The 15,828-nt window shown below is 72.5% G+C and carries 17 protein-coding genes and 1 pseudogene; 8 read left to right on the top strand and 10 right to left on the bottom strand.

The genetic code is table 11. The features are described 5' to 3' along the window. Nucleotides 1–8: 8 nt before the first annotated feature. Nucleotides 9–932: a hypothetical protein gene (locus tag SCNRRL3882_RS42550; protein ID WP_231911091.1), complete on the top strand. Its 924-nt coding sequence runs from the start codon at nt 9–11 to the stop codon at nt 930–932. Then, nucleotides 929–1,915, top strand: coding sequence for a serine/threonine-protein kinase (locus tag SCNRRL3882_RS02390; protein WP_010033102.1), 987 nt, complete (start codon nt 929–931; stop codon nt 1,913–1,915). The genes SCNRRL3882_RS42550 and SCNRRL3882_RS02390 overlap by 4 nt, the downstream gene beginning before the upstream one ends. 33 nt (nt 1,916–1,948) lie before the next feature. On the opposite strand, the gene SCNRRL3882_RS02385 is transcribed toward SCNRRL3882_RS02390, so the two are convergent. Beyond that, nucleotides 1,949–3,247: a streptophobe family protein gene (locus tag SCNRRL3882_RS02385; protein WP_010033109.1), complete on the bottom strand. Its 1,299-nt coding sequence runs from the start codon at nt 3,245–3,247 to the stop codon at nt 1,949–1,951. Between the two features lie 178 nt (nt 3,248–3,425). Between SCNRRL3882_RS02385 and SCNRRL3882_RS02380 the strand changes: the two genes are divergently transcribed. Next, nucleotides 3,426–4,568 (top strand): DUF6777 domain-containing protein, encoded by a 1,143-nt coding sequence (locus SCNRRL3882_RS02380; protein ID WP_078602721.1) that lies wholly within the window; start codon nt 3,426–3,428, stop codon nt 4,566–4,568. A gap of 11 nt (nt 4,569–4,579) precedes the next feature. Here the strand turns inward: SCNRRL3882_RS02380 and SCNRRL3882_RS02375 are convergent, their stop codons facing one another. Both SCNRRL3882_RS02375 and SCNRRL3882_RS02370 read right to left on the bottom strand, forming a co-directional pair. Next, nucleotides 4,580–5,002, bottom strand: a complete 423-nt coding sequence (locus tag SCNRRL3882_RS02375; RefSeq protein WP_010033118.1) for a PRC-barrel domain-containing protein — start codon at nt 5,000–5,002, stop codon at nt 4,580–4,582. Further along, nucleotides 4,999–5,583 carry a PRC-barrel domain-containing protein gene (locus SCNRRL3882_RS02370; RefSeq protein WP_010033120.1) on the bottom strand — a complete coding sequence of 195 codons (585 nt, stop codon included), beginning with the start codon at nt 5,581–5,583 and terminating at the stop codon, nt 4,999–5,001. Before SCNRRL3882_RS02370 ends, SCNRRL3882_RS02375 begins: the two co-directional genes overlap by 4 nt. Nucleotides 5,584–5,789: 206 nt before the next feature. On the opposite strand from SCNRRL3882_RS02370, the gene SCNRRL3882_RS02365 reads away from it, so the two are divergent. After that, nucleotides 5,790–6,254, top strand: coding sequence for an ATP-binding protein (locus SCNRRL3882_RS02365; RefSeq protein WP_010033123.1), 465 nt, complete (start codon nt 5,790–5,792; stop codon nt 6,252–6,254). 114 nt (nt 6,255–6,368) lie between these two features. Here the strand turns inward: SCNRRL3882_RS02365 and SCNRRL3882_RS02360 are convergent, their stop codons facing one another. Further along, nucleotides 6,369–7,256 (bottom strand): RNA polymerase sigma factor SigF, encoded by an 888-nt coding sequence (locus SCNRRL3882_RS02360; RefSeq protein ID WP_010033125.1) that lies wholly within the window; start codon nt 7,254–7,256, stop codon nt 6,369–6,371. A 250-nt stretch (nt 7,257–7,506) separates the two neighbouring features. On the opposite strand from SCNRRL3882_RS02360, the gene SCNRRL3882_RS02355 reads away from it, so the two are divergent. Beyond that, complete coding sequence (locus SCNRRL3882_RS02355; RefSeq protein WP_029180708.1) at nt 7,507–7,935, top strand: helix-turn-helix domain-containing protein; 429 nt, start codon at nt 7,507–7,509, stop codon at nt 7,933–7,935. Between the two features lie 22 nt (nt 7,936–7,957). Here the strand turns inward: SCNRRL3882_RS02355 and SCNRRL3882_RS02350 are convergent, their stop codons facing one another. The 3 genes from SCNRRL3882_RS02350 to SCNRRL3882_RS02340 form a co-directional block, all read right to left on the bottom strand. Then, nucleotides 7,958–8,560, bottom strand: coding sequence for a ClpP family protease (locus SCNRRL3882_RS02350; RefSeq protein ID WP_010033129.1), 603 nt, complete (start codon nt 8,558–8,560; stop codon nt 7,958–7,960). Then, on the bottom strand, nt 8,560–9,201 hold the full coding sequence (locus SCNRRL3882_RS02345) for an ATP-dependent Clp protease proteolytic subunit (RefSeq protein WP_010033132.1): 642 nt from the start codon (nt 9,199–9,201) through the stop codon (nt 8,560–8,562). The genes SCNRRL3882_RS02350 and SCNRRL3882_RS02345 overlap by 1 nt, the downstream gene beginning before the upstream one ends. A 145-nt stretch (nt 9,202–9,346) precedes the next feature. Beyond that, the gene (locus SCNRRL3882_RS02340) at nt 9,347–10,552 is read right to left on the bottom strand and encodes an epoxide hydrolase family protein (protein ID WP_010033136.1); all 1,206 of its coding nucleotides are present in this window, start codon (nt 10,550–10,552) and stop codon (nt 9,347–9,349) included. A 123-nt stretch (nt 10,553–10,675) separates the two neighbouring features. Here SCNRRL3882_RS02340 and SCNRRL3882_RS02335 point away from each other — a divergent pair, with 123 nt between their 5' ends. Then, on the top strand, nt 10,676–11,158 hold the full coding sequence (locus tag SCNRRL3882_RS02335; protein WP_010033139.1) for a VOC family protein: 483 nt from the start codon (nt 10,676–10,678) through the stop codon (nt 11,156–11,158). Between the two features lie 123 nt (nt 11,159–11,281). Here the strand turns inward: SCNRRL3882_RS02335 and SCNRRL3882_RS02330 are convergent, their stop codons facing one another. Together SCNRRL3882_RS02330 and SCNRRL3882_RS02325 are read right to left on the bottom strand one after the other, a co-directional pair. Further along, nucleotides 11,282–12,184: an SGNH/GDSL hydrolase family protein gene (locus SCNRRL3882_RS02330; RefSeq protein WP_029180709.1), complete on the bottom strand. Its 903-nt coding sequence runs from the start codon at nt 12,182–12,184 to the stop codon at nt 11,282–11,284. Between the two features lie 73 nt (nt 12,185–12,257). Beyond that, nucleotides 12,258–13,265, bottom strand: a complete 1,008-nt coding sequence (locus tag SCNRRL3882_RS02325; protein WP_029180710.1) for a zinc-binding alcohol dehydrogenase family protein — start codon at nt 13,263–13,265, stop codon at nt 12,258–12,260. A 146-nt stretch (nt 13,266–13,411) separates the two neighbouring features. On the opposite strand from SCNRRL3882_RS02325, the gene SCNRRL3882_RS02320 reads away from it, so the two are divergent. Both SCNRRL3882_RS02320 and SCNRRL3882_RS02315 read left to right on the top strand, forming a co-directional pair. Next, nucleotides 13,412–14,209, top strand: coding sequence for a VOC family protein (locus tag SCNRRL3882_RS02320; RefSeq protein WP_029180711.1), 798 nt, complete (start codon nt 13,412–13,414; stop codon nt 14,207–14,209). Nucleotides 14,210–14,242: 33 nt separating this feature from the next. Then, entirely contained in the window at nt 14,243–14,956 is a 714-nt protein-coding gene (locus tag SCNRRL3882_RS02315) for a ribonuclease H family protein (RefSeq protein ID WP_029180712.1), read from the top strand. Between the two features lie 36 nt (nt 14,957–14,992). On the opposite strand, the pseudogene melC2 reads toward SCNRRL3882_RS02315, so the two are convergent. Continuing rightward, nucleotides 14,993–15,814: pseudogene (gene melC2 / locus SCNRRL3882_RS02310) on the bottom strand (tyrosinase MelC2). Nucleotides 15,815–15,828 lie beyond the last annotated feature (14 nt).

Genomic DNA, 15,828 nt, shown 5'->3' with positions numbered 1-15,828 from the left:
CAGCGCCTGTGACGACTCCTGGATTCCGCCCCACGCACGTCGTCCCGCAGAACGGGATGCCGGCCTGGGAGGCCCCCGACCCGTCCCGGCCCACGGTGGACCTGGACCCCCTGCTGCCGGTGCAGCTGCTGGAGCGGCAGGGCGACTGGGGGCACGTGCTGTGCTTCAACGGCTGGTCGGCGTGGGTCGACGGCCGCCGCCTGGTCCCCGTACCGCAGGATCCGCCCGCCGCGGACGGACCGCTCACCCGCAGCGCCGATCCGCGTCCGCTGCTGGGCCGGGCGCAGGAGGCCCTGGCGCGCTACCGGTCCGCGGTCGAGGACCTCGCGGCCGGTGCGGACCGGGAGTCCTTCCACGTCCGCACCCGCGGGCTGCGGATCGGCGTCGTCGTCGACGGCGAGTCCGTGTGGCTCTACGACGCCGCGCACGGGCACTGGGTGTACGCCGAAGGCACCCGGGCGACCACGTACGCGACGGACGAGACGCCGCGGTCCGACCCGGAACCCCGCCCGGCCGAGCCCCCGGCCCCGGCGCGCACGCCGACGCGGGTCGTGCCGGCGGACGCCATCGAGGAGACGCCCCGGGAGCAGCAGCCGGGCCGGCCGACCCCGCCGACCGAGACACCGCCCACCCGGGCCGCACCACCGCGGCCCGCGCCTCGTGAGGCGCCGGAGCCGACGCGGGTGGTGTCACCGGAGGTTACCGAGCCACCTCGTGAGGCGACCGAGCCGACGCGGTTCGTGTCTCCTGAGGTTCCCGAGCCCACACGGGTGGTGTCACCTGAGGCGCCCGAGCGCACAGGGGTCGTGTCCCCCGAGGGGGACCGCGAGTCGGCTTCGGAGGAGGCCGCCGGGCCCGGCGAGGCGCCGCCCACACGGGTCGTGGAGTCAGAGCCCACCCGGATCGTGTCGCCCGAGGGTGACGTCCGTTGAGCCGCGAGACGAGTCTGTTCTCGGGGCGGCCCTCCGAGCTGGTCGGGCAGCAGATCGCCGGGTACCGGATCGAGCAGGAGATCGGGCGCGGCGGCATGGCCGTGGTCTACCGGGCCAGGGACCTGCGTCTGGAGCGCACCGTCGCGCTCAAGCTGCTCGCCCCGGAGCTCGCCCGCAACGACACGTTCCGGCGCCGCTTCACCCACGAGTCCCGGGCCGCCGCCGCGATCGACCACCCGCACATCGTGCCGGTCTTCGAGGCGGGCGAGACGGATGGTGTGCTGTACATCGCGATGCGGTTCGTCGCCGGCAGTGACCTGCGTCATCTCCTGGACCGGGAGGGCCCGTTGCCGCCCGCCACCGCCGTACGCGTCGCCGCCCAGGTCGCCTCCGCGCTCGACGCCGCCCACGAGCACGGCCTGGTGCACCGGGACGTCAAGCCCGGCAACATCCTGGTCTCCCGCGGCACCGACAGCGACCACCCCGAGCACGTCTACCTCACCGACTTCGGCCTGACCAAGAAGTCGCTGTCGCTGACCGGCTTCACCACGGTCGGCCAGTTCGTCGGCACGCTCGACTACGTCGCCCCCGAGCAGATCTCCGGCAAGCCCGTCGACGCCCGCTGCGACGTGTACGGCTTCGCCTGTGTCGTCTTCGAGATCCTCGCCGGCCACCCGCCCTTCCTCCGGGACGACGACATGGCCCTGCTGTGGGCTCACCAGTACGACGACCCGCCGCCGCTGACCGAGTCCCGCCCCGGCCTCCCACCCCGGATGGACCCGGTGTTCGCCAAGGCCCTCGCCAAGAACCCCGACGACCGCTACCCCTCCTGCCTCACCTTCGTCGCCGCGCTGCGCGCCGCCACGGCCGGTGGCGGAGCCGGCGCCGGGCCCGCCCCCGCCCGGATGGGCCGGCCGCCGGGGGAGGAGGCGCCGAAGCCGCCCCCACGCTGGGCCGAACCGGTCTTCGTGGAACGGACGTAGAACAGCGCCGCGGGGCGGCCGGTGTGCCCGGCGTCAGCCCGCCGACTCGGCGCGCACCTCACCCCGCCGCCGCACGTGCCGCGCCAGCAGCGCCCCGGCGAACCCGGTCACCAGCCCCCACGGGATCGCCAGGCCCACGGCTCCCCACAGCCGGGGTCTGAGGAACAGCTCGCCCGCGAGGCCGCCGCCCAGGTCGCCGATGCCGAGCACGGACAGGCCGTAGTGCGCGGAGATGCGCCCGACCAGGCAGATCATGAACACCGTGAGCAGGAGCGCCACCGCCATGTGCACGGCGTGCTGCCAGGCCCGTATCCGGGCCGGCGACCGGGCCGCCATCACGAACGCGGCCGCGAGCAGCAGCACCACGTCGACGACCAGCAGCCACCACACCCTGCCGTCGTGCTCGGAGAGCGTGCGCAGGTTCAGCTCGGAGATGTCCGGGGTGCGCAGCACCTCGTCGAGCACATGCGGCATCGGCAGCCCGAACGGCCCCTCCACCCGGCCGTTCCAGGTGGCGCCGAGTCCGATCGTCAGCGCGAGCCACACGAGGTTGGGCATGCCGAGCAGGATCACGGCGAAGGTCTCCGCCGCGTGCCCGCGCGTCGCCGCGACCACCAGGGCGACGACGACGCCGATGACGACGTAGGCGAGCAGCAGCGCGACCATCGCGTAGCCGGCCGGTCGCACCGACGTCTGGAAGCGCAGCAGCCCGGCCGGCAACGGGGCGCCGCGCGATACCAGCAGGGCCAGCACCAGCACACCGGCCAGCCACACCATGCCGACGAACACGGACAGTGGAACGTCGGTGGTGAAACCGATCTTCGGAGAGGCGCCGAACAGTTCGCCCAGTTCGCCCAGCGCGTCGTTCCCGAGGGAGATGGCGAAGGTGTGGCGGGCGGCGAGGGTCAGACCGATCAGCGCGAGCAGCCACAGCGCCGCGATCCTGGCGGCCCAGCCGGCCAGCTCCGCCGTACCGGCGACCGCGCGGTGCCGCAGGGGCCGCAGGAAGCCCCAGGCGATCACCAGCGCCCCGGTGAGCGTGACGGACAGCGGGATGACGGTAAGGCCCGCCTGCGTGTCGGCGAGGTCCCCTGCGCTTCCGGAGAGCTTCACGGTGCCCCCGACGGCGGTGACCACGGTCGCCGCGACGACCGGTGCGAACGCGCCGTCCGGGAGGTCCGCCGCCCCGGCCGCCCACAGGCCCAGCGCGGACACCACCGCCATGGCGAGCAGCCCGCCGACCACCGTGACGAGGGCATGCGCCCAGCCGTGGCGGGCCACGGTCCGCTCGCCGGAGGTACGTGCCTGGCCGGAGGAGGTGCGCGAACTCACGCTGCCACGCTAAGCAGCACCCGCGCCGGACGCCCGCCGGGAGGTCCGTCCGCGTCGGCTTGCGAGCCGTACGGGGCCGGGGCACACAATGAATCCGTCGTGAAAAAGCGGCATACACCGGGACTAATCGCCCCGGGTGTGAGAAGGCCGCAGAGAACCCACGCGGGAAGAAGAGTTCGTGAGCGTCGAACCGCCGTCGTCCGGCCGCCCCACAGGACCTCCCTCGGGCCCGCTGTCGGGCCCCTCCCAGCCACCGTCGGGAGGCGGGCCGCCCTCCGAGCCGCCGAGCGGGGGAGGACAGGCACCGGAGCCGCGCCGCCCCTGGTGGGGGTCGGTACCTCGCGTGGCGCTGATCGCCACCGCCGTCGTGGCCGCCGTGATCCTGGCCGTGGTGCTCACCCGGCCCGACGGCGGCGGCACCGGCGCGTCCGACGGCGGTACCGGCACGTCCGAGGGCGAGGTCTTCCTGCAGCCCGCGGCCGACACCGGGCCGGACCCGTTCACCGAGTCCACGGCGAAGGAGAGCTCGGCCTCACCGGTCTCGCCCTCGCCCACTGAACTGGCCACGCAGAACGCCGTCCGGGGCGTCCAGGGCGGAGCGCCCGGCCTGTACGGCGGCACCCGCAACGTCGCCAGCTGTGACGTGGAGAAGCAGATCACGTACTTCGAGGGGGCTCCGGACAAGCAGCGGGCGTTCGCCTCCGTCGCCCGCGTCGACCCGCCCGACGTGCCCGCCTACCTGCGCTCGCTCACGCCCGTGGTGCTGCGCATCGACACGCGCGTGACCAACCACGGCTACAGCAACGGCCGCGCGACCGGTTACCAGGCCGTCCTCCAGGCCGGCACGGCCGTTCTCGTCGACGACCGCGGCATGCCCCGCGTGCGCTGCGCGTGCGGCAACCCGCTGTCCGCGCCGGTCGCCCAGCAGAGCGCGCCGAAGACGACGGGCGACGCGTGGCCGGGGTACAAGCAGTCGAACGTCGTCGCGGTCACGCCCGCCCCCAAGCCGGTCGACGTCTTCGTCATGTGCGAGCCCGACGGCGAGTGGTTCGAGCGCCACAAGGGCGACACGGGCGAGAAGGACCGCAAGACCGAGAAGCCCGACAAGCCCTCCCCGTCCGTGAGCGTCACCACACCGACGTCGCCCGCCGACACGACCTCGACGGAGCCGCCCACGAGTGAGGAACCGCCCACCTCGGACACCGGGACGTCGTCGGAGCCGCCCACCTCGGACACCGGGACGTCGCAGCAGCCGCCGCCTCCGCCTCCGCCCGGGGACGGCACCGGGGGTGACACGACGGACCAGGCCCCGTCCTCCTGACGCGGCCCGGCTCACCCGGCACTGGCACGGACCACCAGAGCGTAGTCGCCGAGACCGAGCAGGTGATCAGCCGGCAGGTCGCCGTGGGCGGTGCGGATCGCCTCGATACGGCCGGTCTCCGGTTCGAACACGACGTCCTGGACCGTACCGAGCCCGTCGCCCGTCTCGGTGAGGATCCTCAGGCCCGGCAGCTCGTGGTGCGGCGGCACCTCGGACGGGGCGGCGGCCGAGCGGACGAGCACGGCGTCCGGGCCGACGGCGTGCAGGGCGCCCCAGGCCAGCACGGACTCCTTGCGGGAGTGCCTGCGGCGCACCCGGACGTGGGTGACCACACCGGCCGGGGCGTCGACCGTCAGGGATTTCAGGACTCCGATCTCGTCCGACTCGGTCAGCGTCAGGACCGGCAGCCCCCGGGCCTGCGAGAACAGCATCACGGCGGCGTCCCCTTCCGGCCAGCGTGGAAGGCCCCGACCCGGGCGGCGAAGGCCGGCAGGTCGTCGGCCACGTAGCGGGTGGCGTCCGCCGGGATCACCAGTGCCCGGCCGGTGACCGTGAGCGTCTCGCCCCGCGGCACGTACACCCGGTGCCGGCGCCGCCCGGAGCCCTGGGCGAGCCCCTTGCCCGCGGCGATCCGGAAGCCCACGACCCGGCCGCTGGTGCCGCCCTCGACGACCACGTCGAGGACCGTGCCCACCTCGGCGCCCTCGTCGGTCAGCACCTTCGCGTGCAGCACCCGGCCCTGCTGGGCCTCCCGGCGGGCCACCGCGACGGTCGTCTCCGCCAGGGCACCGGCGTCGACGATCATGACCGCGTCGTGGCCCAGCGAGTGCACGGCCGTCCAGGGCAGGCTCTGCTTCAGCGGGCCCGACAGCAGTCCCCGGCCGCTGAGCGTGAAGCCGGTGACCCGCCCGGCGGCAGTGTCGAAGAGGGTGTCCTTGACCTGGGCCACGACGTCGCCGCCCAGGGTGACCACCGGCAGGGTCGTCAGGCTCCGTGCCGCCCTCAGCTCGTTCATCGCACGACCTCCCCGGGCGGGCCCGTACCGCGATGACCGTCCCCGGCGCCGGACGCCGGACCCGGTTCCTACCGGGTGCCCCACGGACAGGGGACAATGCCCGGGGCACCGGACGGGCCGAAGACCTGTCAGGACTGCGAAGCCCGGCTCGGGGTACGAGCACTGTGCAGAGCGTCCGGCCAGTCCGGCTTCCCAGAGAGAAACCAATGATCGACCACCTGGACGGGGCAGTGATACCGACTGGTTTCGACGTGCCCGTGGAACCGCTGAGGCGGGCGGCACACTACACCGGCGAGCAGGGCTGCATCGCCGAGGCGCGGTCCTTCGCCGCGCTCTTTCTCGACCAGCTCAGGACCGAGTGGTGCGCGCGCATCGACGACCGGGCCTGCGGGGCGGTGCAGCTCGTCGTGAGCGAGCTGGTCACCAACGCCGACCGGCACAGCAACGGGCCGTACATCCTGGAGCTCGTCGGCACGGACACCGCGGTGACGGTGTCGGTCTACGACAGCAGCTCCGCACTGCCCCGCATCTTCCCGCGCAACCCCGAGCGCGTCGGGCGGCACGGCCTGGAGATCGTCCACGCGCTCGCGGAGCAGGTCAGCGTGGAGCGGGTGCCGGTGGGCAAGCGGGTACGCGCCGTGCTGCCGCTCACCGACGGCACCGATGACTGAGCCGTCCACCGGCGGATGAGCCGTCCGGAGCCGCGGATCCACGGAGCCGGGACAGCGGCGGGTGCCGTCCCACTCCCGCATGTGGGGACGGCACCCGCTGGTCCGCCGGCCGCGTCAGGCGCAGCCGAGCTCGCCCAGCATGCCCTCGCGCAGTCGCGTGATGATCCGCTTGATCAGGCGGGAGACGTGCATCTGCGAGCAGCCCAGCCGCTCCCCGATCTCCGCCTGGGTGGCCTCCTCCACGAACCGCATGTGGAGGATCTGCCGGTCGCGCTCGCTGAGCTCCGCCATCAGCGGGGCCAGCGAGTGGAAGTCCTCGACGAGCCGCAGCCCGTCCTCCTCCACGCCGATGAAGTCGGCCAGCACCGCCTCGCCGCCCTCCGGACCGTCGCCGGTGAGCGCGGCGTCCAGCGACGACGAGTTGTACCCGTTGGCGGCGATCTGTCCCTCGACGACCTCCTTCTCGGAGATGTTCATCAGGGTGGCCAGCTCGGTGACCGTGGGCTCGCGGTCCAGCCGGCTGGCGAGTTCCTCGCGGGCCTTGGCCAGCTCCACGCGCAGTTCCTGAAGCCGCCGCGGTACGTGCACCGCCCACGTCGTGTCCCGGAAGAACCGCTTGATCTCACCGACGATGTACGGCAGTGCGAAGGAGGTGAACTCGACCTCGCGCGACAGTTCGAACCGGTCGATGGCCTTGATCAGACCGATCATGCCGGTCTGGACGATGTCCTCCATGTCGTCGCCGCGGCCCCGGAACCGGCCGGCCGCGAACCGCACGAGCGACATGTTCATCTCGATCAGCGTGTTGCGCGCGTACTGGTACTCGTGCGTGCCCTCTTCGAGTTCCGTCAGGCGCTGGAAGAACTGACGGGACAGCTCCCTGGCGTCCCGCGGAGCCACGGAGCGCGGGTCCACGACTCCCGGCAGCGCTCCGTCACCCGTGCCGGCCTCCGCGTTCTCTTCGACGACCTGTGCCTGCGACCGGATCACGGCGGTCTCCATTACCTCTCCCCATGAGCGTCACGGTGGACATCTGCCTAGGTGCTTCCGGGTTGCGGGTACCCGGTTCCGTGCTACACATGCGCGGCGATCCGCCGAGCGGCGGAAAATCGCGGAGAGGGAGCTTTTCCCGCGAGCGGCGGGCGGAGCCACGGTCGCCCAACGCCGCCCGGCGTACGGCCCGTTCGGCGATTCCACCCAGAGCGGAACGCCGCCCCCTTCCCCTGGCGACCACGGCTCCTAGGCTGGAGAAGTGAGCAACCACGTGCCGAACGAAGCCCGCGTCATCCCCCTGCGCCCGTCCGGCGCGCGCCCCCAGGCCGCCCGTCCGGCCACCGCTCCGCCACGCCACGGACCGCCGGCCCCCGCCCCGAAGGAGCCCCTGTGGCGCGACCTGGTCGGTGACGTGCTGCGGCGCGAACGCCTCGCGCAGGAGCGCACCTTGAAGGACGTCGCCGACGAGGCACGGATCTCCATGCCGTACCTGTCGGAGGTGGAGCGCGGCCGCAAGGAGGCCTCCTCGGAGGTCCTCGCGGCCGCCGCCCACGCCCTCGGACTGAGCCTCGGCGACCTGCTGTCGAGGGCGCAGGGCGAACTGACCCGCGTCACCTCCCGGTACACGGGCGGCAGTCGCCGCGGGGCGTCCACCTCGTCGTACGACGGACTGTGCATGGCAGCCTGAGCCCGGTGGGCCGGCCGGCGCCTCAGACCCGCACGAGACGCCGGCTGAGCACCTCGTCGGCGAGCCCGTAGCCCACCGCCTCCTGCGCGGTGAACACCTTGTCGCGGTCCATGTCGGCTCGCAGGGTCGCCACGTCGTGGTGGGTGTGCCGGGACAGCACCTCCTCCACCTGGGAGCGGATCCGCACCATCTCCTTGGCCTGGAGCGCCAGGTCGGAGACCATGCCGCGCTGCCCGCCCGTCGCCGGCTGGCCGAGCAGCACCCGCGCGTGCTCCAGCACGAACCGCCGCCCGGGGTCCCCGCCGGCCAGCAGCACGGCCGCGGTGGAGGCCGCCTGTCCGACGCAGCACGTCGAGATCGGCGTCCTCACGTAGGACATCGTGTCGTAGATGGCCATCAGGGAGGTGAACGAGCCGCCGGGGGAGTTGATGTAGACCGAGATCTCGCTCTCCGGCGCCGACGACTCCAGATGCAGGAGCTGTGCGATGACGACGTTGGCGACGCCGTCGTCGATCTCGGTGCCGAGGAAGATGATCCGCTCGTTGAGCAGCCGGCTGAAGACGTCGAAGGACCGCTCGCCCTGCGGGGTCCGCTCGATGACGTTCGGAATCGTGTAGCTCCCCATCACTGCAGCCCCATCTTGCGTCGCGTCGTGGCCGGGCGGACGTCCGCGAGGGATTCCACGACCCGGTCCACCATCCCGTACTCCCTGGCCTCCTCGGCCGTGAACCACCGGTCCCGGTCGCCGTCCCGGGAGATCGTCTCCGGGCTCTGGCCGGTGTGCTCGGCGGTGATCCGCTCGATGGTCCGCTTGGTGAACTCCAGGTTCTCCGCCTGGATCTCGATGTCGGCGGTGGTGCCGCCGATGCCCGCCGACGGCTGGTGCATCATGATCCGCGCGTTCGGCAGGGCGTAGCGCTTGCCCGGCGCGCCGACGCTGAGCAGGAACTGGCCCATGCTGGCCGCGAAGCCCATCGCCAGGGTCGAGACGTCGTTCGGGATGAGCCGCATCGTGTCGTAGATGGCGAGCCCCGCGTGCACCCCCCCACCGGGGCTGTTGATGTACAGGCTGATGTCGGTGCGCGGGTCCTCCGCGGAGAGGATCAGCAACTGGGCGCAGACCCGGTTCGCGGAGACCTCGTCCACCTGCGTGCCCAGCAGCACGATGCGCTGTGCGAGCAGCTGGGCGGCCAGATGGTCGTCGAACCGGGTCGGAGGGGTGTCGCCCTCCTCCGCCCGCGGGGCGAGTGTCGTGAGTGGAGTCATCGGTTCTCCTCGTCGTGGCAGGAAGGCCGCGGACGGGCCGCGGATGTGCCGTCGACTCCACTCTTGACCTCGGACGATGCCCGGGGACGGATTCTCTGCCCTCGGCAGATCCGCTCCCGGCAGAGCCCGCGCCCGTACGGCCGTCTCAGCCCTTCGCGCGCAACTCCCGGAAGAACGCCCGCACGTCGCCGACCAGCAGGTCGGGTTCCTCCATCGCCGCGAAGTGCCCGCCGCGGTCGAACTCCGTCCAGCGCACGAGGTTCTCGGTGCGCTCCGCCTTGTGCCGCAGGGGGAGCTGCGGTTCGGCCGGGAAGAGGGCGAGTGCCGTCGGCGCGACCGACGGCTCGGCGGGCCGGGCGGCGCGGCCCGTGGCGTGCGCCCGCTCGTAGTAGATCCGGGCGGACGAACCCGCCGTCCCGGTCAGCCAGTACAGCATCACGTTGGTGAGCAGCCGATCCCGGTCGACCGCCTCCTCCGGCAGCTCGTCCGAGTCCGACCACTCCCGGAACTTCTCGACGATCCAGGCGAGTTGGCCGACGGGTGAGTCGGTGAGCGCGTACGCCAGGGTCTGCGGCCGGGTCGACTGGAGCACGGCGTACCCCGTGCCCTCGCTGGTGTGGTCGCGCCAGCGCCGCCACGAGGTGAGGGCGCGCTCGCGCTCCTCGGGGCCGAGCGCGTCCAGCTCCTCCGGCGTCGGCTCGGTGGCCTGCTGGCTGCCCGGCAGCAGGTTGAGATGTACACCGAGCACGCGGTCGGGATGGGCCCGCCCCAGTTCGCGGGTGATCGCCGCACCCCAGTCGCCGCCCTGCGCGCCGAACCGTTCGTAGCCGAGCCGCCGCATCAGCTCGGCCCACGCGTCGGCGACCCGGCCGCCCTCCCAGCCCGTCTCCCGCGTCGGCCCGGACAGCCCGAACCCCGGGATGCTCGGCACCACCACGTGGAACGCGTCGGCGGGATCACCCCCGTGCGCGACGGGATCGGACAGCGGGCCGACCACGTCGAGGAACTCCACGATCGAGCCGGGCCAGCCGTGGGTGATGATCAGTGGCGTGGCCTCCGGCTCGGGGGACCGGACGTGGGCGAAGTGGACGGTCGCGCCGTCGACGGTGGTCGTGAACTGCGGCCACTCGTTCAGCCGCGCCTCGGCGGCCCGCCAGTCGTACTCGTGCCGCCAGTACCGGACCAGCTCGCGCAGATACGCCGTCGGCACGCCGTACGCCCATCCCGTGCCGGGCAGTTCGTCCGGCCAGCGGGTCCGGTCGAGCCGGTCGTGGAGGTCGTCGAGGTCGCTCTGCGGTACGGCGAGGCGGAAGGGCCGGATGCCGCTGTCGGAGTGCGTGGACGTCGTCATGACCGCGATGCTAGGGGGGACCGGGACGCCGCCCCGCCGAGAATTCCGGTCGTCCGGCCGATGAGTTTCCCGGCGTGGACCGGTCGACACAGATGACAGCGATCCACGCCCCAGGAGGTACTCATGGCATCCGACGGTTTCACCACGTGTCTCTGGTTCGACGGCCAGGCCGAGGAGGCCGCCCACTTCTACGTCTCGGTCTTCAAGAACTCCAGCATCGGAAAGATCGCCCGCTACCCCGAGGGCGCGCCCCAGCCCGCGGGCAGCGTGATGACCGTCGAGTTCACGGCCAACGGCCACAGGTTCCTCGGACTCAACGGCGGCCCCGAGTTCAAGTTCACCGAGGCGGTCTCCTTCATGATCTTCTGTGAGAACCAGGAGGAGATCGACCACTACTGGACCAAGCTCACCGAGAACGGCGGCGAACCCGGCCCCTGCGGCTGGCTCAAGGACCGGTACGGCGTGTCCTGGCAGGTCGTCCCCGACCGGCTCGACGCCATGATCACCGACCCGGACCCGGCGAAGGCGGCCCGCGTGACCCAGGCGTTCATGGCCATGAGCAAGTTCGACATCGCGGCCCTGGACAAGGCGTACGCCGGCGAGTGACGCGCCCCCGGACAGGGGCGGAAACCCCTTCCGCCCCTACCGGGACTCGGCCAGGATCCTCGGCATCGTGGAAGACGCCGCGCACCTCGGCGGCTTCTCCGTCTCGGAGGACTCCAGGAGCGGTCAACTCGCCGACTGGCGAACGGTTTTCGTGATCTCCCGGGCGATGCGCAGGATGCCGGGGGAGCGGACCGGGCAGGGCTTCGGCGTGGACGTCGTGGGCGCCAGGCAGAAGTGCAGGTAGTCGTCGTCCCGGTGCAGGGCCGTCCGGTCGCGGGACGGCTGAGTGCAGTAGTCGGGATGGGCACGCTCGAAGTCGGTGCACGGAAGGTACTGCGTCCAGACGTAGCGGTCCGACCCCGGACTCACCGTTCTCCCGGCGTCGGCGACGATGCCGCCCGACGTGGCGGCCAGCCGCTCGTACAGTCCGTTCACCCGCCGCACCCGGTCGGGCGTGATCGGATCCGGGCCCTGGAGCACCCACACGATCCGCGGCCGGCGGGAGCCGCCGGCCGTCGCGATCTGCTCGACGAGCCTGCGCGCGTCGGCCTCGTACCGCTCGAAGTACCGCTCCCGCGAACCGTCGTACGTGATCCCGTCCATGCACCAGGTGAAGTCCCAGGCGTTGCCCCAGAACTGCAACACCACGAAGTCCGGACGCAGCGACCGCACCAGGGCGGCCGCCTTGTCCCGGGCCGGGACGAGGGACCGCTCGGCCGTGCCCTCCAGGTAGTCGCACAGGGTGGTGCCCGAGTAGGGGGCGCTCGTGTACTCGGCGCGCAGGTCCCGGCGCAGTTCCTGGCCGAGGACCTCGTGGTTCTCCATGGCGAGCGAGTCGCCGAGGTACAGCACGGTGGGCGCTCTCCCGGGGGTCCGTGCGCTGGGGGAGGCGGGGGCCCGCTGATGTGTGGTCGCGGACACGTCCGGGGCGGACGGCGGGGGAGTCCCGGGCCCGGACGACGGATCGCCGCACGCGCCGAGCAGCAACCCCGCCACCAGCACCCCCACGATCCACGGTCTGCGCATACGGCAACCCCCGCCCCGGGCCGGTGAAACGGCTCACCAGGCAAGCACAGCCGGACCCCGAGGGGAAGACACTTCACGACAAGTCGTTCACCAGCACCGCCGCCCCGTCGAACCGCCCGGCCTTGAGATCCGCGAGCGCCGCCACGGCCCGCGACAGCGGATACGGATGCGTGGTCGCGCGCACGCCGTACCTCGCCGCGAGGGTCAGGAACTCGCGGCCGTCCTCGCGCGTGCTGGAGGCGACGCTGCGCAGCTCCTTCTCGTAGAAGAGCTCGGTCTCGTAGTGCAGTGGAGGCGTGTCGGTGAGGTGGATGCCGGCGACGGCCAGGACGCCCCCGCGGTCCAGGGCGCGCAGGGCGACCGGGACCAGTTCGCCGGCGGGGGCGAACAGGATCGCGCTGTCCAGCGGCTCCGGCGGCCTGGCGTACGCGTCCTGCGCGGAGGCCGCGCCCAGCTCCAGCGCCAGCCGCCGGGCGGCCGCACCGCGCGTCATGACGTGCACGGTGGCGCCCTCGGCGAGCGCCACCTGCGCGCACAGATGGGCGCTGCCCCCGAAGCCGTACAACCCGAGCCGTCCGCCGGGCGGCAGCCCGGCCCGGCGCAGCGCCCGGTGGCCGATGATGCCCGCGCACAGGAGGGGAGCCAGGGCCACGTCCGGCACGCCGTCCGGCAGCCGGTGGGCGAACGCCGCCGGCACCGTCGTGTACTCCGCGTAACCGCCGTCGGCGTACCAGCCCGTGTACTCGGAGCGGGGACACAGGTTCTCCGCGCCGCGCGCGCAGTACGTGCAGCTGCCGTCGGTCCGGCGCAGCCAGGCCACACCGACCCGGTCACCCACCGCGAAGCCGCGCACCGCCGCGCCCGCCCCGGCCACCACGCCGACGACCTCGTGACCGGGCGTGACACCCATCCGGTGCACGGGCAGGTCGCCCTCCGCCACGTGCAGGTCGGTGCGGCACACACCGCAGGCGCGCACCCGCACCAGCAGCTCGTCGTGCGCGGGCACCGGCACCGGCTTCTCGACCAGCCGCAGAGACCCCTCCTCGACCGGGCCCGGCCGCACCACCGACCACGCGCGCATCGTCCCGTCCGCCATCCCGCCGCTCCCGGTCCTCACGAAGGCCCCTGCCCAGTCTGCGCCGGAACCGCCCGTTCGGCGCGCGGGTCGGTCCGCGGGTGACTAGCGTGAGGAAACGGACTATCCGCTCATTCGGAAGGGCCGTGGTCATGGCCGTGCAACCTGAAGGTACCCCGTGCTGGGCCGACGCGATGTTCAGCGACCTCGAAGGGGCCAAGAGCTTCTACGGAGACGTCCTCGGCTGGACCTTCGCCGAGGCGTCGACGGAGTTCGGCAACTACACCGAGGCTTACTCGAACGGCAAGGCGGTCGCCGCCGTCGTCCCGCCCATGCCCGGCCAGGAGGGCCAGTCGCAGTGGTGCCTGTACTTCGCGGCCCGGGACGCCGCCGCCACGGCCGCCCGGATCCGTGACAACGGCGGCGAGGTGCTGATGGAGCCGATGCAGGTCGGTGACTTCGGCACGATGTGCCTGGCCCGCGACCCCGGCGGTGTCGTCTTCGGCGTCTGGCAGGCGGGCACCCACGAGGGCTTCGACACGACGGCCGAACCGGGTGCCTACACCTGGGCGGAGGTCTTCACCCGCGAGCCCGCCAAGTCCGACGCGTTCTTCCCCGCCGTCTTCTCCTACAAGCAGAAGGAGATGGGGGACGAGGCGATGGACTTCCGGATCTACGACCTCGGCGACCGCAGCGTGCTGGGGCGGATGAAGATGACGGACGACTTCCCGCCCGAGGTGCCGCCGTACATCAACGTCTACTTCGCCGTCGAGGACTGCGACGACGCCGTCGCCAAGGCCACCAAGCTCGGCGGCGTCCTGCGGTTCGGGCCCATGGACACCCCGTTCGGCCGGTTCGCGGCCCTCAGCGACCCGCAGGGCGCCAATTTCTCGGTCATCGACATCACCAGGACCGAGGGTGAGATGCCGAAGATGACCGACGTGAGCTGAGACCTCCGGCCGGACGGCCCACGCGGCCATGGCATGATCGGGGCCATGCGTGAACGTGTTGTGGCCGCGTGTGACGGGGCTTCGAAAGGAAATCCCGGGCCCGCGGGCTGGGCCTGGGTCGTCGCCGACGCTTCCGAGAGCCCGGTGCGCTGGGAGGCGGGTCCGCTCGGCAGGGCCACCAACAACGTCGCGGAACTCACCGCGCTGGAGCGCCTGCTGGCCGCGACCGACCCTGGTGTGCCGCTCGAGATCCGGATGGACTCGCAGTACGCGATGAAGGCCGTCACCACCTGGCTGCCCGGCTGGAAGCGCAACGGCTGGAAGACGTCCGGCGGGAAGCCGATCGCCAACCAGGACCTCGTCGTGCGCATCGACGAGCTTCTGGACGGCCGCTCGGTCGAGTTCCGCTACGTGCCCGCCCACCAGGTCGACGGCGACCGGCTCAACGACTTCGCCGACCGCGCCGCCAGCCAGGCCGCCACCGTCCAGGAGCCCGCGGGCAGCGGCCTGGGCTCCCCCGAGCCGCCGCCCGCGCCGGACGCGCCGGCCAAGGCCCCGCGCTCCCGGTCGCGCGGCGGCTCGGCCCGCACCGCGAAGGCCTCGCCGTCGAAGGGGTCCTCGCGCACCATCAAGGCCAAGTTCCCCGGCCGCTGCCAGTGCGGCCGCTCCTACGCGGCCGGTGAGTCCATCGCCAAGAACGACAGCGGCTGGGGCCACCCGGAGTGCCGCGCGGCCGAGACCGTCTGACCGGACGGTGGCGGCCGGACGGTCCAGGCCGCAGGGTCAGGCGTCGAACGTGTAGTGCGCCGTGTGGTCCAGCAGGTCCGCCGGGCTCGTGTCGTGCCACGGCCGCATCGTCTCGCGCAGGTCGATCACGTTCGGCGTGCCCGAGGCCGGCAGATAGCCGGAGTCGGGGTGCCGCCGCTGCCACTCGGCCCACAGCTTGTCGATGAACGCGTGGTGCAGCCAGAACACCGGGTCGTTGGGGGAGACCCCGGTGGCCATCTGCCCGCCGACCCAGACGTGGACGCGGTTGTGCAGATTGACGCCCCGCCACCCTTCGAGGTGGTTGCGGAAACCGTCCGAGGCGCTGTTCCAGGGCGCCATGTCGTACGTGGGCATCGACAGCACCGACTCGACCTCGGACGGCGTCGGCAGTCCGCGTCCCCCGGCGCCGAGGGAGCGCCGCAGGAACGTACGGCCGTCGACCCGCACGTTGATCGGCCAGTTCCCGGCGGACGCGGAGAACGGACCGTCCGTCACCCGGCCGTCCCGCTCGCGCCCGGTGCCGCCGAGGAAGTCCGGCGCCTACAGCGAGGCGCGCGGCGAACGGTCGACGCTCCAGTCCCAGTACGGCAGGGCCACCGACGGGTCCACCGACTGCAACGCCCGCTCGAACTCCAGCAGGAATCTTCGGTGCCAGGGCAGGAAGGACGGTGAGCGGTGTCCCGTCCGCTCGCCGTCGTCGGTGTCGGAGACGATGAACGCGTTGTGCGTCGTGACGAATTCGTCGTAGCGGCCGCTGCGCTTCAATTCCAGGAGGGCGGCGACGAAACGCCGCTTCTCGTCGGGGGTCAGGGCGGACTGGTTCTTGCGGACGGTCATGTGCGGGTGCTCCA

Origin of the sequence: Streptomyces chartreusis NRRL 3882, assembly GCF_900236475.1 — a bacterium.
Lineage (GTDB): Bacteria > Actinomycetota > Actinomycetes > Streptomycetales > Streptomycetaceae > Streptomyces > Streptomyces chartreusis_D.
The sequence above is the reverse complement of the archived record's forward strand: the minus strand, read 5'-3'. Positions and strand labels throughout refer to the sequence as shown.